A 25,724-nucleotide genomic window follows, 5' to 3' on the forward strand; every position below is an offset into this window, starting at 1 on the left:
CAGACCTGCCGCGCGGGCGGGCACGGCAACGCCCGGCCGGGAGTGTTCTCCGGCCGGGCGTCGAGTCGATGGTGCTGCGGATGGATCAGCTGTCGAAGGCCTCGAGCAACTGGTCCCGCTCGCCTTCGGTCAGGTTGGTGCTGATCAGGCTCGCGTGTACGCCGTGAAAGCGCTCGGCGAGACGGTCGAAGTCTCCTCGCTCGGTGATCAGGAAGAGCGCCGAGGTGCCCGGGGTGATCTCCCGCTTCAGCTTCTCCAGGTCCTCGTGCTTGATGCCGACCGAGGACAGTGCTCGGCTCAACCCGCCGATGGCTGCGCCGGCGGCGGCACCGACGACCGGGAGGAAGAACAGGGTGCCGATCAGCAGACCCCACAGCGCGCCCCAGCCGCCGGCCTTGGCGCTGTCCTCGTGGGAGCCGTACGACTTCGGCTTGGACTCGCCCTCGGGCCACTCCACGATCGCATGGTCGTACAGCTTCACCAGGCCGTCGCCCTCGGCATTCTTGACGATCGAGGCGGCATGAGCCGCGCCCTGCGGATCGTCGAACTTCCAGACCGTGAAGGTCGTCATCGGGCCTCGCTCCTTAGTAGTCACGACAACTGCAGGTGGCCGGGACGTATCCGCACCCCCACCACGGGCCGGCTCATCTCGGCCCGTCGGAACCCAACCATGCCGCCGTTCCGGGCTCATCACCCATTCCGGGCGATTCAGTCTCACAGGTCGGTCCGCGACCCGGTCACGTACCCGCCGAACCCACAACTGGACCGCGTAGGGTCTGGTGCCATGGAACCGGTGCGGATCTCGCGGATCACCGAGCAGCCGTTGAGCGTCGATCGGCTGCTGGCCGCGGTGTCCGGCCCGCGGGTGGGCGGGATCGTGATCTTCGTCGGCGCTGTACGTGATCATGATCAACCGGCGGCGGCGGACGCCGAGCGAACCGTCCGGTCATTGGACTACACCGCTCATCCGCTGGCCGACCAGCGGTTGGATGAGGTGGCGAAGCAGGCGGCCGCGATCGACGGCGTGCAGACGGTCGCGGTCGAGCATCGCGTCGGGCACCTGGACATCGGTGATCTCGCGGTGGTGATCGCGGTCGGCGCCGAGCATCGCGGCGAGGCGTTCGCCGGCTGCCGGCAGTTGATCGACGAGCTCAAGGCCGGTGTGCCGATCTGGAAGGAACAGACTTTCGCCGACGGGGTCTCGGAGTGGGTCGGTCTGCCATGACCCGGCAGACCTGGACCGCCTTCGTCGCGGCCTTGGCCTTCGTGCTGGCCGCCGTGTGTCTGGTGGTGATGCCGGTTCCGTTCGTCACCTGGACTCCCGGGTCGACCACCGACACGCTCGGCAAGGTCAACGGTCAGCCGGTGATCAGTATCAGCGGCACCAGCACCTACCCGACCAGCGGTGTGTTGGAGCTGACCACGGTCTCCGAGACCCGCGCCGATTCCCGGCTGTCGCTGCCGGAGGCGCTGCTGGCCTACTTCCTTCCCGACCGGGACACCCTGCCGCGCGACATCATCTATCCGCCCGGCAAGACAGCCGCCCAGGTCAACAGCGAGCAGCGGGTGATGATGGAGACGTCCCAGGACAACGCGGTGGTCGCGGCGCTGCGATCGGCCGGCCAGCGGGTGGTGCAGCGGCCGGCGGTCGCCTCGGTCCGGGTGGGCAGCCCGGCGTACAACAAGCTGCAGCCGGGCGATCTGATCCTGACCATCAACGGCACCGACGTGACCAGCAACGATCAGGCCGAGGATTTGATCCGCAGCAGCAAGCCGGGCGGCACGCTGCTCTTCGACGTGCTGCGCGATCGCAAACACAAGCTGGTCAAGGTTTCCCAGGGGACCGACAGCGAAGGTGGCGACGATCTGGCCGGCATCACCATCGGCGACGGCTACGAGTACGCCCCCGACATCTCCTTCGATCTCGGCGAGGAGATCGGCGGTCCGAGTGCCGGGTTGGTGTTCGCGTTGGCGATTTACGACAAGATCACGCCCGGTGCGTTGCTGGACGGCCATCGGGTCGCCGGCACCGGCACCATCACCGCCGACGGCGTGGTCGGCCCGATCGGCGGAATCCAGCAGAAGATTGCCGCCGCCTCGTCCAGTGGCGCCACGATCTTCCTGGTGCCGGCCAGCAACTGCGCGGACCTGGCCGGCCTGCACACCGATCTCAACCTGATCAAGGTGGCCAGCCTGGAGGACGCGATCACCGCGATGGACGACGTGGCCGACGGGCACACCACAGCGCTGCCCCGGTGCAGCCGGTGACGGCCCGACCCGTTCCGGCGACGCCGGCAAATCCCGTACCTGCAAAACCCGACCGAAATCCGACCCGAACGGCTGAATGACTGATGAGTGAACAGACTCCCGATCCGAGCACCGAACCGCAGCACGGGGACGGTCCCGAGGACGGCATCGCCGCCGGCGGCGAGCAGATCCTGGACAGTGCCGACGCCCTGGTGGCCGCGCTGATGGAGTTGGAACGCCACGTCGGCTCGGACGGGTGGGATCAAGCGCCGCGGCTGTTCGCACTGGTCCGTACCGATGCGGTGATCGCCGCCGAGCCGGAGATGGCCGAACAACTCGGGCTGCGCGGCACCGCCGACGGCGGTCACCCGGACGCGCTGACGGCGATCGAGCAAGATCATTTCCAACCCACCAACGATCTCCTGGCCGATCTCTCGACCATCGTCTGGCCCGAGGCGGTCCAGGGGTGCGCGCTCAGCCTGGTGAGCAGCTTCCTGCCGGCCGACGCCGAGGTGGACATCCCGGACGATCCCGAGGAGGCCGCCGAGTACGTGGCCGGGCACGAACTGCAGCAGGAGATGCGGGTGGTGGTCGGTGCCGACCGCGAAGATCATCGGCACGGCGTGGCCAGGCTCCGGAGCCAGCCCGACGAGCTGCTCGGAGCCCAGGACCTGGTGCCTGGGTTGACCGAAGCGTTGGCGCATACGCTTGCCGAGCCGGAAGACCCGATCGTCGCCGACCAGGAGTAGTGAGAAGACAACGTGAGCTCGATGCAGGCGCGGATGCCGCGACGCCGAAGCGCCATCCTGCCCTTCCTGATCATCGTCGCTGCCCTGGTGGTGGTGCTGGCGATCTACACCAACATCTGGACCGACCGGCTCTGGTATCAGTCGCTCGGCTACAGCGGCGTGTTCAGCAAAATGCTGCTGACCCGGCTCGGGTTGTTCGCCGGCTTCGGATTGATCATGGCCGCGGTGGTCGCGGCCAACGTGGCGATCGCGCATCGGGTCCGTCCCCGTACTCGGCCCGGCGGCAACACCAGCCCGATGCTGGAGCGCTACCGGGTGATGCTGGAGTCCCGCTTCACCATCGTGATGGTGGTGCTGGCGGTGATCGCCGGGCTCTTCGCCGGCGGCATCTCCACCGGGCAGGCCAAGACGTATCTGGCCTGGCAGAACGCGACCCCGTTCGGTGTCAAGGATCCGAAGTTCGGTCTGGACATCTCGTTCTTCGTCTTCGCCTACCCGTGGTGGGAATACGTGCTGTCGTTCGTCTTCACCACGTTGATCTTGAGCGCGATCGCCGCCGCGATCGTGCATTACGTGATGGGTGCGATCCGGCTGAACGCGCCCCGGCGCGGTGGCACCTCGGCGGCGCAGGCGCACCTGTCGATCCTGGTCGGGCTGGCGGTGCTCGTCCGCGGCGTGCAGTACTGGTTCGATCGGTACGGGCTGCAGCTGGGTGACGGACCGCGCTTCACCGGCCTGCGCTACACCACCGATCACGCAACCCTCAACGCACAAACGATTCTGGCGGTGATCGCGCTGATCTGCGCGGCGCTGTTCTTCGCCAACGCGGTGCTGCGGCGCTGGGTGGTCCCGACCATCGGACTGGTGTTGTTGATCTTGTCCGCGATCATCCTCGGGATGGTCTACCCGGCCATCGTGCAGGGCACCATAGCGGGCCCGAACGAGGCGGACAGGGAACAGCCGTACGTCCAGCAGAACATCAATGCAACCCGTGCCGCCTACGACGTCGACAACGTGAAGATCACCAGCTACGACGCGAAGACCACGGCCACCGCAGGCCAGTTGAAGCAGGACGCCTCCGTGCTGCCCAGCATCCGGTTGATGGATCCGGCGAAGATCGGTCCGGCCTTCGAACAGTTGCAACAGGTGAAGGGCTACTACCAGTTCCCGCCCGAACTCGACGTCGATCGCTATCAGCTCGGTGATTCGAAGACCGAGACCGACACCGTGGTGTCGGTCCGCGAGCTCAATCAGGCCGGGATTCAGGACCCGAACTGGAACACCCTGCACACCGTCTACACCCACGGCTTCGGCCTGGTGGCGGCGTACGGCGGCAAGGCCAGTCCGACCGGCGAACCGGATTGGATCGTCGGTGACATCCCGCCGCAGGGGCAGATCAAGCAGAAGCAGTCGCGGATCTACTTCGGCGAGCTGAACGACAACTACTCCATCGTCGGCGCCAAGCCGGGCGGCAAGTCGCTCGAGCTGGACACGCCGACCGGTGGCCTGGACAACGGCCCGAAGACCAACACCTACTCCGGCAAGGGCGGGGTCGAGCTGAACGGTTGGCGTCGATTCCTGTACGCGTTGAAGTATTTCGACGCCAACATCGTGCTGTCGGACCGCGCCCGCGGCGACGCCAAGATCATCTACGACCGGGATCCGAAGCAGCGGGTGGAGAAGGCGGCGCCCTGGCTGACCGTCGACCGGGACGCCTATCCTGCGGTGGTCGACGGCCGGGTGGTCTGGATCGTCGACGGCTACACGACCGCCAACAGTTATCCCAACAGTCAAAGGGTTTCGCTGCAGGATGCCACCAGTGACACCCGCAGCCGGGTCGGCACCATCGGCACCCAGCCGGACACCATGATCAACTACATGCGCAACTCGGTGAAGGCCGTGGTGGACGCCTACGACGGGACGGTGAAGCTCTACGCCTGGGACGAGAGCGACCCGGTACTGAAGACGTGGGAGAAGACCTTCCCGGGCACCGTCTTGCCGAAGTCGGACATCAGCGCCGATCTGATGCAGCATCTGCGCTATCCGCAGGACCTTTACAAGGTGCAGCGGGAGATCCTCGGCAAGTACCACGTCACCAACGCGTCGGACTGGTTCAACGCGACCGATCAGTGGGCGATCCCGAACGATCCGACCGCGGCCGAGGGTGAGGACACCAAGGAACCGCCGTACTACCTGACGGTGCGGATGCCCAACCAGGACACCGCCGACTTCAGCCTGACCAGCGTGTACGTGCCGAACGGTCGGCAGAACCTAGCCGCCTACGCGGCGGTGAACTCTGACCCGACCAGCCCCAACTACGGGCAGTGGGAGATCCTGCGGGTGCCGGCCGAGAGCCAGATCGACGGTCCCGGGCAGGCCTCGAACGCGATCCGGGCCAACGACGCGGTGGCCACCGCGTTGCGACCGTTCACCCAGGGCAGTGGTACCAGCGTGACGTGGGGCAATCTGCTCACCCTGCCGCTCGGCGGCGGACTGATGTACGTCCAGCCGGTCTACACCTCGCAGCAGGGCAGTGGCGGTGGTCAGTACCCGATCCTGCGGTACGTCGTGGTGAAGTTCGGTGCCTCGGTGGGCATCGGAACCACCCTGCAGGAGGCGCTGGACCAGGTCTTCAAGGGCGACGCCGGAGCCAGCACCGGCGAGAACAATTCCGGAGGCGGCAACACCGGCTCGACCGGCGGCACGCCCGGCACCGGCAAGGTCGACGAGGCACTCGCCCGATCCGAGCTGCAGCAGGCCGAAGCAGCCTTCAAGGACGCCGACGCAGCGCTGAAGAGCGGCAACCTCGGCGAGTATCAGACCCAGACCAAGAAGGCCGAGGACGCGGTCGCCGCCGCCGTCCGCGCCCTCGGCGGCAGCTGAGCCGGTGCGCCTGGTCCTCGTTGGAGACAGCCACCTCGCGCGGACCTCTGCGCGATGTTGGGCACCGTCGAACGTGCTCAACGTCGCCAGGGGCGGGGCGTCGAGCCGCGATCTCAGTACGCAAGTCGTCGGTACGAAGATCACCGACTCCGATGTCGTCGTCCTGTCCGTCGGCACCAACGATGCGGCGCCATGGCAGCAGGTGCCCGTCGATGAGTTCGCCGAGAACCTTTCGCGGTTCTGCTCATCGCACGTCCCCCGGAACTGGATCTACCTGGCATGTCCCGGCGTTGACGAACGGTGTCTCAATCCAGTCGGAGATCGCACCAACGCGATCATCGCTCCCTAGCGCGAAGCCGCAACCGCGGTGATGCCTGGTGACGCACGGACTATCCGTACTGATCAACTGATCGCACCACTCGGCTCCGATGCGTTCATCGACGACGGCGTGCATCTCACGACGGCGGCGTACGAGCTCGTCATGAGATTTCCCCGAAATCGTGAAGGGTTTCGGTTTAGGCCGCTGCCGGTTGGTCAGCGGTGATCATCTCGTATTGGTCGGGTGGCAGCAAGGCCGCGCCGCTGTGCCGTCGTTGGACGTTGTAGAACTGGTGGCACCAGGCCAGGACGACAGCCCTGGCTTGGGCTTTGGTTTCGAAGTGGTGGCGGGACAGGACTTCGTGTTCGAGGGTGGAGAAGAACGACTCCGCTGCCGCGTTGTCGAAACAGGATCCGACCCGTCCCATCGACTGTCGGATCCCGAGTTTCTTCTTACACAGCAGGGAAAAGTCCTTCGCTGTATACGTTGATCCACGGTCGGAGTGGAAGATCACACCCTCGATGTGGTCCCGGCCACCGCGGACCGCCGCGGCGATCTTGATCGCATCACAGACCAATGGCGCGTCGGGGTGATCGCTGATCGGGCAGGCCAGCAGCTTGCGCGAGAACAAGTCGATCACCGTGGCCATGTAGAGCTTGCCCTCATCGGTCGGAATCTCAGTGATATCGCCACACCATTTGCAGTTCGGCGCCCGGGCGGAGAAGTCCCGCTGCACCAGGTCCGGGAACTTGGCCGCCTTGCGGTCCTGTTTGGTCAATCCCTTACGGTGTTTGCGTTTTCTGCCCTGCAGGCCTTGGCGGGTCATCGAGTCGGCGACCGTGTTGTGGCCCACCCTCCAGCCGGCATCGACCAGATCCCGGTGGATCCGCGGTGAGCCGTAGGTACGACCGGACGCCTCAAACATGGCCAGCACCGCAGCATCCAGCTCGCGGCGCCGCTGCTGTCGGTCGGTGACCGGGGACTTGATCCACTTGTAGAACCAGCCCACACTCAGGCCGAGGATGGCGCAGCAGACCGCGATCGGGACGCGGTAGAAGGTCCTCTGGTCGGCGATGAAGCGTGCCACGCTCACCTCATCGCCTCCTTCACCCACAGGACCACGGAACGCTTGAGAACATCACGCTCCATCCGCAGCTCGGCGTTCTCAGAGCGCAGCCGCTTCAACTCGTCAAGATCATCTTTGGACAGGCTATTGACGCCTTCACGCTGTTCACGGTCCCGGGCCACCCAGTTGCCCAGGGTGCCCTCGTTGACCCCCAGGTCACGGGCGACCTGCGCGATCGACTTGTTGGACTCGTGCACCAGCCGCACAGCGCCCTCGCGGAACTCCGCGTCGAACTTCCGTCGCTTCTCTGGCATGACAACTCCTCATAGTGCATGCCTTCACGAAAGTGGGGGATTTCCATCATCGATGCCGTGATGGCGGCAGTCAGCCCGCGCGACTTCTGATGAGAGTGCGTGCTCTCGGGTCTTACGCGGTGTCGGCTCCCTTGGCGCGTCCGGCGGTTGTCCGAGCTTGCGAGGGTTGTCCGAGCAAACGCTGCGGAGATCGGCGATCCAGGGCTGGTTAGCTCGGCAAAGTCTGCAGAAGCTCGGACAAGGGCTTGGACAGGTGGCGATTGCGCTGCAGACGGGTCAAGCGCGACCGGAATCCTGGTCTTCACTGATCCGTCTTGATCCCAGGAGGTTCAGGATCCCCTAGGCGCGTCTATGAGTGCGGTAGCTCCTTCGATTCGGGCAAAGGTGGGGATCGGGAGTGCCGGGCGTTCGTTTTCCAACCATGGTTGGGTTGTAGGTCCTGGATCGTGCTGCCCGGCATTCCTTTCCAGCCCTGGGTGAAAAACGTACGGCGGCAGAGTGCGGTGGTCAGCTTGCCGCGCTCCGTGTCCCGGATTTGAGGAGGTTCTGGTCGCTCTGAGCGCCGTATGGGTGCGGTAGCTCCTGGGATTCGTCGCAGGTGGCCCGTTTTGATCAGGTCAGGTCGATCACGGTGACGTCGTCGAAGCCGGCGGCGCGGATGGGTTCGGTGATCTTGTCGGCGTCGCCGGCGATGGCCAGGGTGAGTCCGTCGGGATCGACCAGCGAGGTGTACGCGGCCGCAGCGGACTCCGGGGTCACCTCACGCAGCGCGGCGAGCCGCTGATCGAGGTAGTCGTCGGGCAACTGAGCCAGCGCCTGCACGGCGGCCTGGTCGGCGACCCCGTCGGCGGTTGCGTACCGCAGCGGCGAGACGCCGGTGAAGTAGTTCACCGCCTCGTCCACCTCGGTCCGGGTGAACGGCTTGTCACTGATCGACAGCAGCTTCCCGGCCTCGGTCAACGCGTCGCCGATCACCTCGGTCCGGAAGGATCCCGAGACCGCGAAGGTGCCACCGGTCCGCAGCGGCTGGAAGCCCATCCGGACCCCGTACGTGTAGCCCAGTTGCTCTCGCAGCACACTGTTCAGCCGGGACAGGAACGCACCGCCCATGATGTACGACGCGATGCTGATGTCGGCCCAGCGCGGGTCCGAGCGGTCGATGCCGAAACCACCGAGCTGCAGGTCGGCCTGGACCGCACCCGGCCGGTGCACGATCACTGCACGACGAACACCTGCGATCGGCGGTTCATGATCAACACTGATTTGGTCATCAGCACGCCAGTCGCCGAAATGCTGTGCCACCAGCGAATCCACGTCGTCGGGCAGTTCGCCGGCGATGATCAACTTCGCGCCGCGCGGACCGAAATGATCATGGTGGAACTGCCGCGCCCGCTCGGCGGTGATCGCTGAGACCGTCGACGGCTCACCCTCGGTCAGCCGACTGTAGCGGCTACCGGCGGCGAACACCGAACGGCGGAAGGCGATCGCGGCGGCCTGGGTCGGGTTGGCGTGGGCCTGCTCGATCTCGGCCAGCCGCAACTGCACCTGCCGATCGACGTCCGCCTCGTTCAAGCCGGGCGTTCGTACGGCCTCGGCCAGCAGCGCCAGCGCCGGCGACAGCCGCCGGTCCGGCACGTCCAAGATCAACTGCAGTCCGGAGGAGGCGACGTCGACTCCGAAACCGGCCCCGGCACTCTCCAGCAGTTCGGCGAATTCGTCGGCGCTGTGCTCGTCCGTCCCTTCGTCCAGGGTGCGGCAGGTGATCGCGGCGATGCCTTCCAGGTCGGCCGGCTCGGCGGCCAACGGCACGTCCAGCACCAGGCTCGCGGAGACGACGTGCTGACCCGGCAGCCGGTAGCTGATCTGTTCGAGGCCGTTGTCCAGTGTCTGCCGCGTCGGGCTGGGGAAGCTCCACGGCTTCGGCGGCGCGATCTGCGGCCGCGGGCCGAACTGGGGAAGCGGGCCCATACGGTCGGTCATCGGTTCTCCTGCCGGTAGATGAGGGTGGCGCGCCGATCGGCGGTGAACCAGTCGGCGATCGCCGCGGACACCTGCTCCCCGTCGACGGCCTCGATCTCGGCAAACCTGGTGTTGATCAGGCCGGGATCGTCATGCAGGGTGGCGAATCCGCTGAGTTGATCTGCCCGCGAATCCACCCGCGCCAGTTCGTGCATCCAGTGCCGTTCGAACTGGGCCTTGGCCCGCTCCAGCTCAGCCTCGGTCGGCGGTTCACTCGCCAGCCGATCGATCTCGGTCACCAAGGCCTCCTCCAACTGCTCGGGGGAGACGCCGCTGCGAGCCCTACCGCCGACCATGCCCAGCGAGGTGCCGCCGATCAGCGCCATCGGACTGGCGAAGGCGGACTCGGCGATCTCCCGGCCGCGGACCAGGTTCTTGATCAACCGTGAGCTCTGACCCTGGCCGAGCACCCCGAAAGCAAGATCAAGAGCGTCGTAGCCGGGAGCTCGGTCGGCCGGCAGTCGCCAGCTCAGATAGACCGCGTCGGCCGGTACGTCGGCGATCTTCTCGCGTCGCGGAAGTCCATCGGGATCGTCCGCCGCCAGCGGCGGCAGCGGCTCGGTGATCAACTTCTGCGGTCGCTCACCGGCCGGGACGGGGGAGAAGTACTGCTCTGCCTTGGCAAACGCGGTGTCCGCGTCGACATCGCCGACGATCGACAACACCGCGTTGTTCGGCATGTAGAAACGGCGGAAGAAGTCGCGCGCGTCGGCAACCTCGGCCGCGTTCAGGTCGTCCATCGAGCCGATCACCGTGTGGCTGTAGGGATGTCCCTGCGGGAAGACCTGGCCGATGATCAACTCGATCACGTCGCCGTACGGAACGTTGTCGTAGCGCTGCCGCTTCTCCTCCTTGACCACCTCGCGCTGGTTCTCGAAGTTGTCCTGCGTCAGAGCGGTCTGCAGGGTGCCCATCCGGTCGGCTTCCAGCCACAGAGCAAGATCAAGTCCGCCGGCCGGCAACGCCTCGAAGTAGTTGGTCCGGTCGAACCAGGTGGTCGCGTTGACCGACGCGCCGGCCGGTTGCAGCAGACCGAAGTGCTCGGCGCTGGCGACGTTGGCCGAGCCCTGGAACATCAGATGTTCGAACAGGTGGGCGAAGCCGGTCCGTCCCGGCTCCTCGTGCCGCGACCCGACGTCGTACCAGAGATTCACCGCCACCGAACCGCCGGCATGATCGGGACTGGCGATCACCCGCAGCCCGTTGTCCAGGACCCGTTCGACAACCGGATAGCCCAGTCGCAGCGAACCGGGTGGCACCGACGGGGCGGCTTGCGGCGAAGTCATGCCGCCCATCACAGCACATCAGGAATCGTGCTGGGCGAGCACTCCGGCCGCCCGGGCCGCGGCGGCGTACGCGTCCGCCAGCGAGGCGATGGTCTCGTGCGCATTCAGGCCGGACGGATTGGGCACCACCCACAGCTCGGCGCCGGACAGGTCTTCCGGCTGTCGACCGACCCGCGCCGTACGCCGGCCGAAGGCGGTCCGGTACGCGGTGATGCCGGCCAGCGCCACCACCCGGGGCCGGTGCTCGGCGACGAACTCGGTCAGCCGCAGCGCACCGAGCCGCAACTCGTCCGGGCTCAGCTCGTCGGCGCGAGCCGTCGCGCGGGCCACCAGATTGGTGTTGCCGATGCCGCGGCCGATCAGATACTCCCGGTCCTCGTCGGTGAAGCCGCGGGCCTGGTCGATCGGCCGGTCGATGATGCCGGCCTTCAGCAGCGCCGGATAGAAGCGGTTGCCGGGATGGGCGAAGTGGGTCTGGGTGGCGGTAGTCCACAACCCCGGGTTGATGCCGACGAAGAGCAGCTTCAGCCCGGGTCCGACCAGATCGGGGACGACATGATCACGAAAGCTCTCCAGTTCCGCCCGAGTGAATCCCATGAGGGTTGACCTTAGGACCGGCGGATTCTGGGGCAGCGGGCCGCCCGGGCTACCGTTCGGCTTCCGGCGTAAGTTGAAGTCGGCGGCCGACCTTGCGGCAAAGTGGGCGGCGCACCGTAAGAATCACCGCAACCTTTCTGGAGTACGAAGACCCGATGACCGCGCCCGAACGATCCGTCACCGCCGACGACGCCCTGCTGAACGATGTCGTCACCCTGGTCCGCCGGTGGCTGGACGAGGCCCGGGAGATTCCGCGGGACGCCGGCGGCAAGCGGCTGGCCAACCTGCTGCAGCATCCGGCCGGACTGGACTTCACCCTCGGCTTCGTCGACGGGGTGATCCGCCCGGAGGACCCGGTCGCCGCCGCGGCCGAGCTGGCGGTGTTGTCGCAGCAGATGCCGGCCTCGTTCCCGGTCTGGATGCGGGGCGGCGTGTGGCTCGGTGCCAGAGCCGGGAAAGTCCTTCCCCGGTTGGTGATTCCGGTGGTCCGCCGGGTGCTGCGCTCGCTGGTCCGGCACCTGATCATCGACGCCACCGATCTCCGACTCGGCCCGGCGATCAAGCGGCTGCGCGCCGACGGCACCCGGCTCAACCTCAACCTGCTCGGTGAGGCGGTGCACGGACCCGGTGAGGCCGACCGCCGGCTGCGGGGCACCACCGAGTTGCTGGCCCGTCCCGACGTCGACTACGTGTCGATCAAGGTGTCCTCGGCGGTGCCGCCGCACGCACCCTGGGCATTCGACGCTGCGGTGGACGACGTGGTGGAGCGGCTGACCCCGCTCTACCAGCTGGCCGCACGGTCGGCGACGCCGAAGTTCATCAACCTGGACATGGAGGAGTATCACGATCTCGACCTGACCATCGCGGTGTTCACCCGGCTGTTGAACCAGCCGCAGCTGCGCGGGCTGCAGGCCGGCATCGTGCTGCAGGCCTACCTGCCGGACGCGCTCGGCGCCATGATCAAGTTGCAGGATTGGGCCCGGACACGACGCGCTGCCGGCGGGGCGCCGATCAAGGTCCGACTGGTCAAGGGTGCCAACCTGCCGATGGAGCGGGTCGACGCGTCGGTGCATGGCTGGCCGCTGGCGACCTGGGGCAGCAAGCAGGAGACCGACACCAACTACAAGCGGGTGTTGAACTGGGCGATGCAGCCGGACCGGCTGGCCAACGTACGACTCGGGGTGGCCGGGCACAACCTGTTCGACATCGCGTACGCCTGGACGCTGGCCGGGCAGCGCGGAGGCAGGGGCGACGTCGAGTTCGAGATGTTGCTCGGGATGGCGCCGGAGCAGGCCAAGATCGTCAAACGGGAGGTCGGCGGCCTGCTGCTCTACACCCCGGTCGTTCGGCCGCGCGAGTTCGACACCGCGATCGCCTACCTGGTCCGACGGCTCGAGGAGGGCGCCAGCCAGCAGAACTTCATGTCGGCCGCCTTCGACCTCGGCAGCGACGAGGCCCTGTTCGAACGTGAACGGCAGCGCTTCGCCGCCTCGCTGGAAGATCTCGACGACGAGGTGCCGACCCCGCATCGGATCCAGGACCGCAACCAGCCGGTGCCCGAAGCGGCGGCGGTCCCGGTCGACGGCGGCTTCACCAACACCGCCGACAGCGATCCGTCGCTGGCGGCCAACCGGGACTGGGCGACCAAGATCACCGCGCGGATGCCGGAGTGCGCGTTGGGCGCGGAGCTGTTGCGGCAGTCGACGGTCGAGTCGGCCGATCGACTGGACACGGTGCTGTCGGCCGGCTGCGCGGCGCAACGGGAATGGGCCGCGTTGGGAGGTGCCGGCCGGGCGGCCGTGCTGAGGATCGTGGCACGCGAACTCGAACGGTCACGTGCCGACCTGCTGCAGGTGATGGGCTCGGAGTGCGGCAAGACCCTCGATCAGAGCGATCCCGAGGTGTCGGAGGCGATCGACTTCGCCAACTGGTACGCCGCGCACGCACTGGAGCTCGATGATCTTGACGGTGCGGTTGCGGTGCCACGCCGGTTGACGGTGGTGGCACCGCCATGGAACTTCCCGGTCGCCATCCCGACCGGTTCGGTGCTGGCCGCGCTCGCATCCGGATCGTCGGTGGTGATCAAGCCGGCGCCGGAGGCTTCCCGCTGCGCCGCGGTGATGGTGCAGGCGCTGTGGCGGGCCGGCGTGCCCCGAGACGTCCTGCAACTGGTGCAGCTGGACGAAGGTTCGCTCGGGCAGCGACTGATCGCCGATCCGCGGGTCGACCAGGTGATCCTGACCGGCGGGTACGAGACCGCTGAGCTGTTCGGTTCCTTCCGGCCGGGCCTGCGGCTGTTCGCCGAGACAAGCGGCAAGAACGCGATGGTGGTGACGCCGAGCGCCGATTTCGACTTGGCCGCCCGCGACCTGGTCTACTCCGCGTTCGGCCATGCCGGGCAGAAGTGCTCAGCGGCCTCGCTGGCGATCCTGGTCGGTTCGGTGGCCGAGTCCCGACGCTTCCGCAGCCAGCTGCTGGACGCCGCCCGGGCGCTCACCGTCGGCGACCCCGCGGACCTGCGGACGCGAATGGGTCCGTTGATCACGCCGGCCTCGGGCAAGTTGCTGCACGCGCTGACCACCCAGGACGACGGGGAAAGCTGGCTGCTGCGGCCCGAACGGCTGGACGAGTCCGGTCGGTTGTGGACGCCGGGCATCAAGACCGGTGTACGCCGCCGCTCGCCGTTCCACCTGACCGAGTACTTCGGGCCGGTGCTTGGGATCATGACCGCGGACTCGATGGCCGAGGCGCTGGAGATCCAGAACGAGGTCGCCTACGGGCTGACCGCCGGACTGCACTCACTCGATCACGCCGAGATCGCCGAGTGGATCGACGGCGTCCAGGCCGGCAACCTGTACGTGAACCGGCACACGACCGGCGCTCTGGTCGGCCGCCAACCCTTCGGTGGCTGGAAGCGGTCGGCGGTCGGGGCGGGCACCAAAGCCGGCGGTCCCAGCTATCTGATCGGCCTGACCGGTTGGGCGCCGCGTCCGGCAGCCGAGTCGGGCCAGCAGCCCACCGGAGTGATCGGCCGGCTGATCGACTCGGCCCAGATCGTGACCGATCCGGCCGAGCAGGAGTCGCTGCGGCGCGCGGTCGGCAGTGACGCAGCCGCCTGGGATGCCTACTACGCCCACCCGGTCGAACTGGCCAGGTTGGAGAGTGAACGCAACGTGCTGCGGCACGTGCCGGTGCCGGTGACGATCCGGCTGGCCGAGGACGGCTCGATCGCCGACCTGGTACGGGTCGCTGCCGCCGGTCTGCGAGCCGGGTCCCGGCTGGCGATCTCGGTCCCGGGGGCGGTTCCGGCGTCGATCGCGGATGCGCTGCGCAACGTCGGCTGCGAGCTCACCCTCGAGTCGGACCAGGAGTGGTGCCGACGGTTGGCGACTCGACCGCCGGCACGGATCCGGTTGGTCGGCGGCGACGTACACGCCGTCAGCGAGGCGCTCGGCGGTCGTGGCGACGTCGCGATCTGGGACGGACCGGTGACCGAGTCCGGCCGGCTGGAGTTGCTGGGTTTCCTGCACGAGCAATCGATCAGCATCACCGAACACCGCTTCGGCAACCCGACCAGTCTGTCGGCCGGCCTGGTCGAACCGGCGGGGACGTGATCATGGGCGGTGGCATTCGATCGCGAGGATCTGCGGGAGGTCGGTCGGCGGCTCGTCGAAGTGGTCAAGGATGAAACCGGCGGCGAGGATCGAGTTCAGGTAGCTGGACAGCATCCGGTGATTCGCGCCGACGTGGCCTCGTACGCCGGACTCGTTGGTGCTCCACCAGCCTTCGGCGGCGTAGCCGCGATCGGGCGGCCAACTGGACAGGTTGGTGGGATCGCCCGGGTCGCCGGGGAAGCACGGGTGCAGCAGGGTGATCAGGAACCAACCGCCCGGCTTGATCACCGTCGCCGCAGTGCACAGCGCGGCATCAAGATCATCGATGTCCATCAGGGCCATGTTGCAGACGACGCCGTCGAACGGTTCGCCCTCCCACCAGGTGGTGTCGGTCGCGTCGCCGCGGAGGTAGTTGATCTTGGTCGGTCGTTCCTGATCGAGCCGGATCGCCTGCCGGACAAAGGATTCTGACAGTTCGACACCGGTGACCTCGGCCCCCTGATCGGCCATGATCCGGCTCAGCTGGCCCCAGCCGCAAGCAAGATCAAGTACCCGCCGGCCCGCCAGCTCCGGCGGCAGATACGCCGCCGCCGTGGAACGCCAGTCCTTGGTGTACTGCAGGTACCAGTCGGCATGGGACTCGTAGCGCGAATGCGTGGTTGGCTTCGACGTCGTCGGCTGCATGATCACCAGACTGGTGAACCGTCCCGCTCGATTCAACCCGTTTGGAGCCGAGGAACCCCTCACGCGCACCCACGGCGCAGCCGCGCAAGTACGAACCTACGCGGGAGCGCCGCAGATGCGCGGGAATCGACGGTGCGGGAGGACCTATCCGTTGGCGCGACTCTTCCGACGCTCCAGTCACCCTGTTCGGGCGAAGAGGGCGCGAGTCGGCGGCCGTAGCGTGGCAGCCGACGAGAGGAGAAATCGTGGGACTTTTAGGGAGACGTGCGGCCGCGCCGGGGCCGCGGCGACGTCCGCTGGCGGCTGCGGCCGCGACCGGTGCCGTAGTCGGGGTGGCCGGTGCGCGCGGCGCCGCCGCGCGGCAGGCGGTGGCCGGCGGATCGCGCTACCAGATGCGGCAGCGGATGTTCTCGATCGGCGACGACTTCGTGATCACCAACGATCAGGGGCAACCGGCGTTCAAGGTCGACGGCAAGATGCTGCGGGTCCGGTCGACACTGTTCTTCGAGGACGTGCGGGGTCGGCAGCTCTACAAGATCCAGGAGCGGATGCTGCGCGTCCGCGACACCATGAACATCGAACGGGCCGACGGCGGTGTCGCCGCGAAGGTGCACAACGCCTTGATCACGCCGCTGCGTGATCGCTGGCAGATCGACATTCCCGGCGGCCAGGACCTGTCCACCCAGGGCAACATTGTCAACCACGAATACCGGGTCCAGCAGGGTGGCGCCGTGGTGGCGACCGTGTCCAAGCGCTGGTTCCGGATCCGCGATTCGTACGGGGTCGAGGTCGCGCCGGGGCAGGATGACGCGTTGCTGCTGGCGATCACCGTGGTGATCGACATGATGGCCCACCAGGGACGATGAGGGGGAGACGATGAAGTTCGAAGATGTCGGACCGTTGCAGGTCCTAGTGGTCGGCTTCGACTCCGACGCCGAATTCTCCGGTGCGATCGTCGAGGAGTTGGAGCGGCTGATCACGAGCGGCACCATCCGGGTGATCGACCTCCGCTTCCTGACCCGCGTTGACGACGACACGATCACCGAAGTTGATCTTGATTCGTTGGACGACGAGGAACGGGCCGGGTTCGGTCAGGTGATCGACTCGCTGCGTGAGATCGGCGGCCGGGAAGGCGCCCAGGTAGGCGATTCGGCGAGCTTCGGCCCGGCCGACATCGACCGGTTCGTGTCCGAGATCGAGGTCGGCCAGTCGGTCGGCATCCTGCTATTCGAGCACACCTGGGCAACCCAGTTGAAGTCGGCCATTCGCGACGTCGGCGGCACCATGATCGCTCAGGGGTTGCTGACACCGGAGGCGGCACTGATGGTGGGCGAGGAGGTCGCGGCCATCGCCGAGGCCGAGGCGACCATCGAGCTGGCCGCGGCGGTTTCCGGCGCCGCGATGCTGGACGCTGCCGCCGCAATTGCCGATGCCGAGGACATCAAGGCTGCGGCTGCGATCGACGCGATCCGGGCGTTGATCGCTTCCGAAGTGATCTCCGACATCGCCGCCACGGACGCGCTGGAGTCGCTGGTCGACGCCGAGTTGATCAGCGCCGAGGCGGTCAGTGCGGCCGCCGAGGAGGTGCTGGCCAAGGCCGAGGAAACAGAACAGGCACTGGACGCCCTGGCCGCAGCCGCCGAGGCGGATGCGCAGACCGAGGACGCGAAAGCCTGACGGGCGCGGCCGGCGGGCGTCGAACAAGCCTGCCGGCCAGCCACTCGCGATGCATGCATTGTGAAGGTAAAATGCCTGCATGGTGAATCTGCAGATTCGAGACGTTCCCGAAGACGTTCGCGATGCGCTGGCGGCGCGTGCTCGTGAGAATGCACAGTCGCTGAACATGTTTCTGCGGGATGTCGTCCTGCGGGAGGCGGCGTTCGCCCGGAACCGAATCCTGATCGACAAGGTGACGACTGACCGACGATCGTCCGGTGTGACCACCGAGGATGTGATGCGCGCGCTCGACGCCGGCCGTCGACGCGACGGCGCATGATCACGCCGGACGCCGCAGCGACGGTGCTGCTTCTGCATGGTGACCCGGACGCCGATCCGAGAGCTGCGAGCGCCGTCGAGATCATGAGGGACGATCCGGCGTGGATTGTGCCTGAGCACTGGCGAATCGAAGTCTTGTCGGCGACCCGTGGTCTATTTCTTGGCGGCCAGATTGGCCTGGCAGACGCGGAGGCGACGGTGCAATGGCTACGGGACGTAACTGTAGAGACGGCTCCGACCGTTCCACACCTCCAACGGGTGTGGGAGTTGCATGCAAACCTTTCGGCGTACGACGCTGGTTATGTCGCTGTCGCTGAGCTGCATGGCGTGACCCTGGTGACGGCTGACGTACGGATTCAGCGAGCCGGCGTGGCGCGCTGCCCGATCCGACTGGTCGGCTGATCGGTTCCTCGGCCGCCCACGCATCACGCCGAGTCGCTTGGGAGACTCCACGCACAGCGGAAGCCGATGTGGGTCATCCCGGTGTCGATCATCTGCGGACGCCGGGCGGCGGGTCGGTAACGCAGGCAGTAGCTGTCGGCGCACAGATGCGAGCCGCCCTTGATCACCTTGCGCGGAATCTTGAACTGCGGCTGGGCTGGGTCGTAGCTGCCGGCGATGTCGCCGCCGCGCGGATTCTGCGGCGCACAGCACGGATGGTCGACCTCGTCCGGGTGGCGTTCGGTCCACCAGTCGGCGGTCCACTCCCACACGTTGCCGGCCATGTCGTAGAGCCCGAATCCGTTGGCAGGAAAGGATCCGACCGGTGCCGTACGTTCGAAGCCGGACTCGCCGGTGGACCGCCACGGGAAGTCCGGACCGTCCCAGGTGTTGGCCATGATCTGGCCTGCGGGCCGTGGTTCGTCGCCCCAGGTGAACGCGGTGCCGTCCAGGCCGCCGCGGGCGGCGAACTCCCACTCCGCCTCGGTCGGCAGCCGGGCACCGACCCAATCGGCGTACGCAGTCGCATCCGCAAGCGCGATATGCACCACCGGATGATCGGCCCGGTCCTCGATCGACGACCGGCGACCCTCGGGTTTCGACCAGCGCGCTCCCGGCGTCCAGGCCCACCACTGACTGAGATGCCGCAGGTCGACCGGTCCGGAGGTCGGGGTGAACACCATCGACCCGGGCACCAGATTCTCCCGCGGCGCGCCCGGGTAGTCGGCCGGATCCAGGGGCCGTTCGGCCACCGTACGGTAGCCGGTCGCCTGGACGAACGCCGCGAACTGCCGGTTCGTCACCTGCCGGCGGTCGATGCCGAAGGCACCCACCTTGACCAGATGCACCGGCGCCTCCTCCGGATAATGATCATCCGAGCCCATCCGGAACTCACCGCCGGCCAGCTCCACCACGTCATGATCATTTGCGGTCATGATCAACTTCTGTCGCCCTTCTGCTCGGACGCACCACAGGTGTCCAGCACGATCAGATCATGCCGGAACAACCGTTCGACGAAACCGAGGGCCTGCGGGCCGAGATCGGCCACGGTTCGGCTGCCGTCGATCCGGCGGAACATGATCAACTCCTGCGCGTTGACGAACGAGACCAGATCCGTCTCGGTATGCGCCCGGTTCAGCAGCGCTCCCGCCGCACCGGGGGGCAGCCGCTCGGTGACAGCAATCGCCGTCGGCACCCTGATCGGCCGCCACGAGCCGGCCGCGGGATCGGCGAAGTCGGGCTGCTGCGGCCCGGAATCCGTTGTGGCCCCGGAATCTGTTGCAGCGTAGGCGATCGCGGTGTGCCGGGTGATGGTGCCGCGGAACAGCTCCAGGGCTGCGTACTGCTCGGCGACCGGCAGCTTCGCGATCCGCGCGGAGTGCGGTGTCTCACTGATCGACCCGCAGTCGGGCAGGTAGGGAGCTTGGCGCTGCCAGCGTCCGAACCGCAATCCCGCATCGGTGATCAACTCCAGCAGTTGGGGCACGGTGTAGGAGCGATCGCGCGGGTTCAGCAGCGCATCGGCCAGCGCGTCGTCGTCGGCGAAGTCCCGCGACTGGTGCAGCAGTCGGCTGATCGGATGCCCGCTGCCGATCTCGCGCAGGGTTGCGACCAGCTCGTCAAGATCGACTTGGTCGGTGCCGATGCCGAGCCGCAGGCAATAGTCCTGGATCAGATAGACGCCGGCCCGGCCGTAGGTCGCGTACACCATCAGGGTGAGCGCACCGCCGGGCGCCAGTATGGATTGCAAGCTGCGCAGGCCGATCAGCGGATCGGCCAGGTGATGCAGCACGCCGGTACAGACGATGTGATCGAACTGCCGATCGAGCCCGGCGACCTCCTCGATCGGCAGCCGGTGCAACTCCAGGTTGGCCAAGCGATGCCGTTCGATCAGTTGGCGGTGCTGCTCGATGCCGGTGCTGCTGACGTCGATGCCGACCACGTCGGCGTCGGGATGGGTGATCGCGTGCCGGGCCGCCTGGGAGGTGCCGCAGCCGGCGACCAGGATCCGAAGCCTTGAATCCCCGGACCGGTCGGCGTACGGCCGCCCGGGCCACACGAGGTGGTGGGCGGCCCTGCGTTGTTGCGGCTTCGGTGTCGCTACGGCATCGAGATCGTCCGGCGGGGGATAGGGGCGACGATCATAGAACTGTTCGATCACGTCCTGACCGCGGTCGTCCTCGTTGGTTGGCCGTAGCGCGCTTGTCATGCGCTTCCGACGCCCGCCTTCAGCTTCGCCATCACCTTGTCCACGCTGAACGACGCCGGCTCCTGACGCGGTGGGAACTCCGTCAGGGACTGCAGCATCTCGGCGACGTAGGCCTGCGCCGGTACCAGCAGGAAGACGTGATCGAGCATCCAATCGAAGTAGGCGTTCGAGGTCTCGTCTGCCCGTTCATACGGATCGGTGCGCAGATTGAAGATCTTCGGCACCCGGAGTTCGACGTACGGCTCGATCCAGATGTCCAACGTTCCTCGAGAACGTTGCTCGAGGAAGACGAACTTCCAGTTGTCGAAGCGCAACGCGGTCAGATCGCCATCGTCGGACACGTAGAAGAAGTAGTTGCGCGGACTTTGCTCGGCGCGACCGGTGATGTAGTCGAGCTGGTTGAACCCGTCCAGGTGAACCTTGTACTCGGTTCCGTTCAGCTCATGGCCGGACCTCAACTGCTCGGCGATGTCGGGATTGCCGGCCGCGGCGAGCAGCGTGACGAACCAGTCGTTGTGGCTGACGATCCCGTTCAGCACCGTGCCGGCCTCGATGTGTCCCGGCCAACGGACCACGCACGGCACCCGGTAGGCGCCCTCCCAGTTGGAGTTCTTCTCGTTGCGGAACGGGGTCATCCCGGCGTCGGGCCAGGAGTTCATGTGCGGCCCGTTGTCGGTGGAGTACATCACGATCGTGTTGTCCGCGATGCCCAGCCGGTCGAGTTCGTCCAGCACCTGCCCGACGATCTCGTCGTGGTAGAGCATCGTGTCGTGGTAGGGCGACTGCCAGCGCCCGGCCCGGCCCAGATCCTGCTCCCGGGTGTGGGTGCGGAAGTGCATGTGGGTGGTGTTGAACCAGGTGAAGAACGGCTTGTCCGCCTCGACCTGGCGCTGGATGAAGTCGATCGCCGCGTCGCGGAACTCCTCGTCGCAGGTCTCCATCCGTTTCTTGGTCAACGGTCCGGTGTTCTCGATCCGCTGGCTGCCGTCCGCACTGGCCCAGGACTTGATCACACCGCGTGGTCCGAACCGATCCTTGAAGTTCGGGAAGTCCTGCTCGGTCGGATAGTCCGGCAACTCCGGTTCCTCTTCGGCATTGAGGTGGTAGAGATTGCCGAAGAATTCGTCGAAGCCGTGGGCCGTCGGCAAGTGCTCGTCCCGGTCGCCGAAATGGTTCTTGCCGAACTGGCCGGTCGCGTACCCCTGTGCCTTCAGAGCGGTGGCGATGGTCGGATCCTCGGCCTGGTAACCGATCGGCGCGCCCGGCATGCCGACCTTGGTCAGCCCGGTCCGGTACGGGTTCTGGCCGCTGATGAACGCGGCCCGGCCGGCGGTGCAGCTCTGCTCGCCGTAGTAGTCGGTGAACCGTACGCCCTCGTCGGCAATCCGGTCGATGTTCGGGGTGCGGTATCCCATCAGCCCGTCGCTGTAGCAGCTCAGGTTGCTGATGCCGATGTCGTCGCCCCAGATGATCAAGATGTTCGGTTGGTCGGCCACGCTGTCTCCATCTCTCGGTGGTTCACTCTGGCGGTTCGCTCGTTGGTGCTCACCCGCCGCGGCGGTCCTTCGCGTCCACCATTGGCCCCCGACACGTCGTACGCCTCACCCAAAGGGGGTGATGGACCGAGAATCAGCAGGGCTCCGTCGGCGTCGCCGGTCTCAGCGACGCAGTCCGGTGAGTGAGTGACGACTCACTCACCGGTAACATCCGGCTCCGTGCCGGATGCTGCCCAGACTCTCGTACCGGAGAGTGTCGTCGACTACGCGGCGTTGCCCGGTCCGGGCGGACGAAAGTCCAAGATGCCGGTGCTGGACGCGAAGGCGTGGACGCTCAAGGTGGCGCTCTCGCAGCGTCCGTGGAGCTTTGTCGCTTCGCTTGCCATGGCGGCGTCCTTCGTCTGCAACGGCCTGACCCCGGTGGTGGTCGGCAACGCCGTGGACGAGGCCATCGCCAACTCCTCGCTCGGCCGGCTGGGCTACTGGATCGTCGTGCTGGCCGGGCTGTTCCTGGTCGCCGTCGGGGTGAACTGGGTGGCCCGCTTCATGCTGATCCGCAGCCAGCAACTGGTCAGCCACGACCTGCGCACCATGGTCACCGACCGGATCCAGGACCCGCGCGGATTCGCCGGCCGGGAACGTACCGCCGGTGGGCTGCTGTCGATCGCCTCCTCCGACACCACGCGGGTGGGAGAGATCGTGATGATGACGGTGATGCCGGTCGCCGAGGCGGCTTCCATCACGTACGGCGCGATCATGATGTTCACCATCAACCCCTGGCTCAGCCTGGCGACCGTCGTCGGCGGACCGTTGCTGGTGATCGTGGCGCTGCGGGTGGGCAGGCCGCTGCAACGCCGGTCGGTCGCCCGGCAGCAGGCCATCGCCCAGGCCGCTGCCACCGCCGCGGATGTGGTGCAAGGACTGCGGATCCTCAAGGGGCTCGGCGCGATCGTCACCGTACGCGGCCGGTACGACGCCGTCTCCCAGACCGCGTACACCAAGACGGTCGAGGCCAACGCGGCCGAGGCCCGGCTGAACGGGGTCACCGAGGCCACCGGCGCCATCTTCGTCTCCGGCCTCGGCATCGGCGCGGGCGTGCTCGCCCTGAACGGCGCGGTGACGATCGGACAGCTGATCACCGTCGTCGGCCTGACCCAGTTCCTGATCACCCCGATGACGATGTTCGGCCGGAACCTGGCCTCCCGCTGGGCCTCGGCGGAGGCGTCCGGGCAGCGGATCCGTGAGGTCCTCGGCGCCGGCTTCGAACGCAGCACCGAGGTGGACGCCACCCGCACCAGCCAGTTCATCGGCGCGCTGCCCACCGGACTCACCGTGGTCCGCGGCGTCGATCACGAGCTGATCTCCCGGCTCGAGTCGCTGCCGCGCAGCCGGGTGATCGTCGCGCCGCACGCCGCCGATCTATTCGACGGAAGCGTTGCCGACAACGTGTTTCCCGATCGTGGCGTTGCTGAGCAGGCACTCCGGGTCGCCTGCTGTGACGACATCCCGGAGGGCCCCGACAAGCGGGTCGGCGAGGGCGGTCGGATGCTGTCCGGCGGGCAGCGCCAGCGGGTCGCGCTGGCCCGCGCGGTCGCGTTCGATCCCGAGGTCCTGGTGCTTCAGGATCCGACCACCGCGGTGGACTCGGTGACCGAGCAGAACATCGCCGACCGGCTGGCCGGCCACCGGGCCGACAAGATCACCCTGGTCTTCAGTGAGGCGCCCGCCTGGACCGCGGTGGCGGCCAACCATCTCCATGTGGCCGATCTGCTGGCGGTTGCGGACAGGTTTCTGGACCAGACCGGCGAAGAGCGTCCCGCCGTGGAGGTCCGATGAGTGCGGCGGTCACGGGCACACCCGCCTCCGGCGCGGCCCAGACCGCAGTCCGTTTCCCGCTGGCCAGCCTGAAGCAGGTCCGGCGCGAAGTCGTACGACAGCTGGGCCGGGTACACAACGCGAAACGGTGGTTCGTGCTGGCCGTGGTGCTGCTCAGCCTGGGCTCGTACGCGACCGTGCTGGCACCGCAGTTGCTGGGGCAGATCGTCGACCTGGTCTCCGGCGAGGGCAGTGGCCGGCCGATGTGGCTGATCGGTGCCGAGCTGGTCTTCGTGGCCGTCGCCGGCGCTGTGATGAGCGCGGCCGGCTATTACCTGGTGGCCCGGCTGTCCGAACGGGTGATCGCCACCCTCCGCCAGGACATGGTCGGAACCGCGCTGGGGCTGCCCACCCATCAGGTCGAGGACGCCGGAACCGGCGACCTGGTCAGCCGGTCCACCGACGACGTCGCTGAGCTGTCCGCGGCCGTCACCGAGACGCTGCCGACCCTGTCCACGTCGCTGTTCTCGATCGTCGTCACCGTGATCGCGCTGTTCACGTTGAACTGGCACTTCCTGATCATCCCGGTCGTGGTCGCCCCGGTGTACTACCTGGCCGCGCGGATCTACCTGGCCAGGGCGCCGAAGCGGTACGCCGCGGAGCGGGCCGCGATGGCCGAACGGGCCCGTCGAGTGCTCGAAGCCATCCGCGGTCGCGCGACGGTGCGGGCGTTCTCGATGGAGGACCGGATGCACGTCGAGATCGGGGACGCGTCCTGGAGCGTCGTCCGCAAGGGCATCCGGGCTCGTACCACGATGCTGGTGCTCAACACCTGGATGCTCGCCATCGAATTCCTGATGCTCAGCCTCGCGTTGGCGGTCGGCTACTACCTGGTGTCGGCCGACGCCCTGACGGTCGGCGCGGTGACCGGGGCGGTGCTGATGATCATCCGGCTGCGCGGGCCGATGAACACGTTCATGCGGGTGCTCGACGTCGTCCAGTCCGGGTACGCGTCGCTGGCCCGGATCGTGGGGGTGGTGTCCGACCCGCCGATCCCGGTGCCCGACAGCGGCGTCGACGCGCCGCGTGGCCGGGTGGAGCTGCGCAACGTCAGCTTCAGCTACGGCGGCGGTTGGGCCGTACGCAACGTCAACCTCACCATCGATCCGGGGCAGACCGTCGCCATCGTCGGCGCCTCCGGTGCCGGCAAGACCACAGTGGCGGCGTTGCTGGCGGGTCTGCGGGTGCCGGACGAGGGCGAGGTGCTCGTCGACGGCTTCCCGGTCTCCCAACTCTCCGATCGCGAACGCATCGCCCGGCTCGCCACCGTCAGCCAGGAGGTGCATGTCTTCTCCGGTACGTTGCGGCAGGACCTGACCCTGGCCAAACCCGACGCCACCGACGACGAACTTCACTCGGCGCTCGACCGGGTGCACGCGCACTCCTGGTTCGATCGGCTCCCGTCGGGTCTGGACACCGTCGTCGGCGCCCGCGGTCTGCAGCTGGAGCCGGTCGCCGCGCAGCAGCTGGCACTGGCCCGGATCCTGCTCCTGGACCCGGCCATCGTGGTGATGGACGAGGCCACCGCCGAGGCGGGCTCGGCCGGTGCGGGTGCGTTGGAGGACGCCGCCGACGAGGTCACCCACGGCCGATCCGCGCTGGTGGTCGCGCACCGCCTCGACCAGGCATCCCAGGCCGACAACATCCTGGTGATGGACGGCGGTGAAGTGGTCGAACGCGGCACCCACGACCAGCTGCTCGCCGCCGGCGGCATCTACCAACGCCTGTGGTCGGCCTGGAGCGCCGGCCGCCGTGAACTCGACGCCGACCCGGTCTGACGCGGGAGGGAGCGCTAACGAGCGCGGTCCATGAGTTGCGATGGGCGCTTGGCGACAAGCGTCTCCCAAGCCCTCAGCCGCAGGCTTGACTGGCTTTACTTGACTGGCTTTACTTGGTGAGGGACCTGTCGGTGGGGAGGGTGATCCGAAGC

At 67.3% G+C, this 25,724-nt stretch carries 22 protein-coding genes; 12 read left to right on the plus strand and 10 right to left on the minus strand.

All coding sequences use genetic code 11. The features are described from left to right. Window positions 1-85 precede the first annotated feature (85 nt). Window positions 86-571, minus strand: a complete 486-nt coding sequence (locus FOE78_RS11625; RefSeq protein ID WP_143986432.1) for a DUF1269 domain-containing protein — start codon at window positions 569-571, stop codon at window positions 86-88. Between the two features lie 213 nt (window positions 572-784). On the opposite strand from FOE78_RS11625, the gene FOE78_RS11630 reads away from it, so the two are divergent. The 5 genes from FOE78_RS11630 to FOE78_RS11650 all read left to right on the plus strand — a co-directional run bounded on the left by FOE78_RS11630 (window position 785) and on the right by FOE78_RS11650 (window position 6,228). After that, window positions 785-1,225, plus strand: a complete 441-nt coding sequence (locus tag FOE78_RS11630; RefSeq protein WP_143986433.1) for a molybdenum cofactor biosynthesis protein MoaE — start codon at window positions 785-787, stop codon at window positions 1,223-1,225. Beyond that, the gene (locus FOE78_RS11635) at window positions 1,222-2,268 is read left to right on the plus strand and encodes a YlbL family protein (RefSeq protein ID WP_143986434.1); all 1,047 of its coding nucleotides are present in this window, start codon (window positions 1,222-1,224) and stop codon (window positions 2,266-2,268) included. The genes FOE78_RS11630 and FOE78_RS11635 overlap by 4 nt, the downstream gene beginning before the upstream one ends. Window positions 2,269-2,471: 203 nt before the next feature. Further along, window positions 2,472-2,996: a PPA1309 family protein gene (locus FOE78_RS11640; protein WP_228266207.1), complete on the plus strand. Its 525-nt coding sequence runs from the start codon at window positions 2,472-2,474 to the stop codon at window positions 2,994-2,996. A gap of 21 nt (window positions 2,997-3,017) precedes the next feature. Then, on the plus strand, window positions 3,018-5,879 hold the full coding sequence (locus FOE78_RS11645) for a UPF0182 family membrane protein (RefSeq protein WP_143988753.1): 2,862 nt from the start codon (window positions 3,018-3,020) through the stop codon (window positions 5,877-5,879). Window positions 5,880-5,952: 73 nt separating this feature from the next. Then, window positions 5,953-6,228 carry an SGNH/GDSL hydrolase family protein gene (locus FOE78_RS11650; protein ID WP_143986435.1) on the plus strand — a complete coding sequence of 92 codons (276 nt, stop codon included), beginning with the start codon at window positions 5,953-5,955 and terminating at the stop codon, window positions 6,226-6,228. 166 nt (window positions 6,229-6,394) lie between these two features. On the opposite strand, the gene FOE78_RS11655 is transcribed toward FOE78_RS11650, so the two are convergent. The 5 genes from FOE78_RS11655 to FOE78_RS11675 form a co-directional block, all read right to left on the minus strand. Continuing rightward, entirely contained in the window at window positions 6,395-7,291 is an 897-nt protein-coding gene (locus FOE78_RS11655) for an IS3 family transposase (RefSeq protein ID WP_143984784.1), read from the minus strand. Continuing rightward, the gene (locus FOE78_RS11660) at window positions 7,288-7,578 is read right to left on the minus strand and encodes a transposase (RefSeq protein WP_143984785.1); all 291 of its coding nucleotides are present in this window, start codon (window positions 7,576-7,578) and stop codon (window positions 7,288-7,290) included. The genes FOE78_RS11655 and FOE78_RS11660 overlap by 4 nt, the downstream gene beginning before the upstream one ends. Before the next feature lie 612 nt (window positions 7,579-8,190). Beyond that, the gene (locus FOE78_RS11665; protein WP_143986436.1) at window positions 8,191-9,558 is read right to left on the minus strand and encodes a M16 family metallopeptidase; all 1,368 of its coding nucleotides are present in this window, start codon (window positions 9,556-9,558) and stop codon (window positions 8,191-8,193) included. Beyond that, window positions 9,555-10,883, minus strand: coding sequence for a M16 family metallopeptidase (locus FOE78_RS11670; RefSeq protein WP_143986437.1), 1,329 nt, complete (start codon window positions 10,881-10,883; stop codon window positions 9,555-9,557). Before FOE78_RS11670 ends, FOE78_RS11665 begins: the two co-directional genes overlap by 4 nt. An 18-nt stretch (window positions 10,884-10,901) precedes the next feature. Beyond that, window positions 10,902-11,480 carry a mismatch-specific DNA-glycosylase gene (locus tag FOE78_RS11675; RefSeq protein WP_143986438.1) on the minus strand — a complete coding sequence of 193 codons (579 nt, stop codon included), beginning with the start codon at window positions 11,478-11,480 and terminating at the stop codon, window positions 10,902-10,904. A gap of 155 nt (window positions 11,481-11,635) precedes the next feature. Between FOE78_RS11675 and FOE78_RS11680 the strand changes: the two genes are divergently transcribed. Further along, on the plus strand, window positions 11,636-15,094 hold the full coding sequence (locus tag FOE78_RS11680; RefSeq protein ID WP_143986439.1) for a proline dehydrogenase family protein: 3,459 nt from the start codon (window positions 11,636-11,638) through the stop codon (window positions 15,092-15,094). Here FOE78_RS11680 and FOE78_RS11685 read toward each other — a convergent pair whose 3' ends face one another. Further along, window positions 15,095-15,778 (minus strand): class I SAM-dependent methyltransferase, encoded by a 684-nt coding sequence (locus FOE78_RS11685; RefSeq protein ID WP_143986440.1) that lies wholly within the window; start codon window positions 15,776-15,778, stop codon window positions 15,095-15,097. Between the two features lie 245 nt (window positions 15,779-16,023). Here FOE78_RS11685 and FOE78_RS11690 point away from each other — a divergent pair, with 245 nt between their 5' ends. The 4 genes from FOE78_RS11690 to FOE78_RS11705 all read left to right on the plus strand — a co-directional run bounded on the left by FOE78_RS11690 (window position 16,024) and on the right by FOE78_RS11705 (window position 18,175). Then, complete coding sequence (locus FOE78_RS11690; protein WP_228265799.1) at window positions 16,024-16,644, plus strand: LURP-one-related/scramblase family protein; 621 nt, start codon at window positions 16,024-16,026, stop codon at window positions 16,642-16,644. A 10-nt stretch (window positions 16,645-16,654) separates the two neighbouring features. Beyond that, window positions 16,655-17,455 (plus strand): hypothetical protein, encoded by an 801-nt coding sequence (locus FOE78_RS11695; protein WP_143986441.1) that lies wholly within the window; start codon window positions 16,655-16,657, stop codon window positions 17,453-17,455. Between the two features lie 79 nt (window positions 17,456-17,534). Beyond that, a complete protein-coding gene (locus FOE78_RS11700) occupies window positions 17,535-17,774 on the plus strand; it encodes a FitA-like ribbon-helix-helix domain-containing protein (RefSeq protein ID WP_143986442.1) in 240 nt (79 codons plus the stop codon). Further along, window positions 17,771-18,175, plus strand: a complete 405-nt coding sequence (locus FOE78_RS11705; protein ID WP_143986443.1) for a type II toxin-antitoxin system VapC family toxin — start codon at window positions 17,771-17,773, stop codon at window positions 18,173-18,175. The genes FOE78_RS11700 and FOE78_RS11705 overlap by 4 nt, the downstream gene beginning before the upstream one ends. A 23-nt stretch (window positions 18,176-18,198) precedes the next feature. On the opposite strand, the gene FOE78_RS11710 is transcribed toward FOE78_RS11705, so the two are convergent. Genes FOE78_RS11710 through FOE78_RS11720 form a run of 3 tightly spaced genes read right to left on the minus strand, consistent with a single transcriptional unit; the run spans window position 18,199 to window position 21,919 of the window. After that, entirely contained in the window at window positions 18,199-19,149 is a 951-nt protein-coding gene (locus FOE78_RS11710) for a formylglycine-generating enzyme family protein (RefSeq protein WP_143986444.1), read from the minus strand. A 2-nt stretch (window positions 19,150-19,151) separates the two neighbouring features. After that, the gene (locus FOE78_RS11715; RefSeq protein WP_143986445.1) at window positions 19,152-20,423 is read right to left on the minus strand and encodes a class I SAM-dependent methyltransferase; all 1,272 of its coding nucleotides are present in this window, start codon (window positions 20,421-20,423) and stop codon (window positions 19,152-19,154) included. Further along, window positions 20,420-21,919, minus strand: coding sequence for an arylsulfatase (locus FOE78_RS11720; RefSeq protein WP_143986446.1), 1,500 nt, complete (start codon window positions 21,917-21,919; stop codon window positions 20,420-20,422). The genes FOE78_RS11715 and FOE78_RS11720 overlap by 4 nt, the downstream gene beginning before the upstream one ends. A 219-nt stretch (window positions 21,920-22,138) precedes the next feature. Here FOE78_RS11720 and FOE78_RS11725 point away from each other — a divergent pair, with 219 nt between their 5' ends. Next, entirely contained in the window at window positions 22,139-23,755 is a 1,617-nt protein-coding gene (locus FOE78_RS11725; RefSeq protein WP_228265800.1) for an ABC transporter transmembrane domain-containing protein, read from the plus strand. Beyond that, window positions 23,752-25,572 carry an ABC transporter ATP-binding protein gene (locus FOE78_RS11730; RefSeq protein WP_143986447.1) on the plus strand — a complete coding sequence of 607 codons (1,821 nt, stop codon included), beginning with the start codon at window positions 23,752-23,754 and terminating at the stop codon, window positions 25,570-25,572. Before FOE78_RS11725 ends, FOE78_RS11730 begins: the two co-directional genes overlap by 4 nt. Window positions 25,573-25,724 lie beyond the last annotated feature (152 nt).

Origin of the sequence: Microlunatus elymi, from assembly GCF_007362775.1 — a bacterium.
GTDB lineage: Bacteria > Actinomycetota > Actinomycetes > Propionibacteriales > Propionibacteriaceae > Microlunatus > Microlunatus elymi.